Origin of the sequence: Vibrio sp. Vb1337, assembly GCF_033338715.1 — a bacterium.
GTDB lineage: Bacteria > Pseudomonadota > Gammaproteobacteria > Enterobacterales > Vibrionaceae > Vibrio > Vibrio alginolyticus.
Map to the genome: position 1 here is coordinate 1 of NZ_JAWOTD010000131.1, position 1,275 is coordinate 1,275.

At 44.8% G+C, this 1,275-nt stretch carries 1 protein-coding gene; it reads left to right on the forward strand.

The genetic code is table 11. The features are described from left to right. On the forward strand, window positions 1-1,275 hold a 1,275-nt coding region (locus R7E42_RS24460; RefSeq protein WP_318073158.1), incomplete at both ends, for an AAA family ATPase.

Sequence of the window (1,275 nt, forward strand, 5' to 3'; positions counted from 1 at the left end):
GCTGGCGCAAAAAATAGTGGATGGGGATGTTCCTCCGGCTTTACATGATGTTGCCATCAAATCACTCGATCTTGCTTTGCTTCAGGCGGGTGCGGGGATGAAAGGGGAGTTTGAAAACAGACTTAAAAATCTCATTCGAGAAGTTAACGAATCTTCGCAGCCAATCATTCTTTTTATCGATGAAGCTCATGGTCTAATCGGAGGTGGTGGTCAAGCGGGACAAGGTGATGCTGCTAATATATTGAAACCAGCGTTGGCTCGAGGAGAGTTACGGACCATCGCTGCAACTACTTGGGCTGAATACAAAAAATATTTTGAGAAAGATGCCGCGTTAACGAGGCGCTTCCAGGTTGTGAAAGTAGACGAGCCGACTCCTGAGTTAGCGGTAGATATGCTTAGAGGCTTGGTTAACATCATGGGGCAACATCATGATGTCTATATCACAAGCCAAGCACTGAATGCTGCGGTACAACTTTCTGCTCGCTACATTAACGGACGCCAACTGCCAGATAAAGCAGTATCGGTATTAGATACAGCATGTTCGCGTGTTGCATTGAGCCAATCTGCCACTCCGGGCGCGTTGGATAGCAAAAAGAAAAAGCTAAACATCAAAGAAGCGGAGTTTCAACAACTTTCCAAAGAGGCTCTGTTAGGCGTAAGTCACGATGAACAGCTTAATAATATTCGATATGAGATCGATGAGTTATCTAATCAAGTCATAGAATTAGAGGCAATTTGGGAACAAGAAAAGCAGTGGGTTCAAGAAGCTAAGTCCTTGAGAGCTAGGGTGATAGAAGAGAATGCCGACTGTGACAAAGAGCGATTACAGGAAATCGAATCGAACTTAGCGCTCAACGCGCAACCTTTAGTCTTTTCTCATGTGAATGAATCTTTGATTGCTGAGGTAATTTCTGATTGGACAGGCATTCCACTTGGAAAATTGCAAGATGACGAAATTGAAGCGGTTCTTAACCTAAAAGATAGCTTGTGCGAGCGAGTGGTGGGGCAAGATCATGCTCTAGAAATCATGTCCGAAGTGATCAAAACAGCAAGTGCCCAATTGACGGATGAAACCAAACCTAATGGCGTGTTTTTATTAACTGGCCCTAGTGGTGTCGGAAAAACGGAATCCGCTCTTGCTATCGCAGAGAAAGTTTATGGGAGCGAAGACAACGTAACCACGATCAATATGTCGGAATTCAAAGAAGAGCATAAGGTTTCATTGTTGTTAGGCTCTCCTCCTGGATATGTCGGATACGGTGAGGGGGGCGTTCT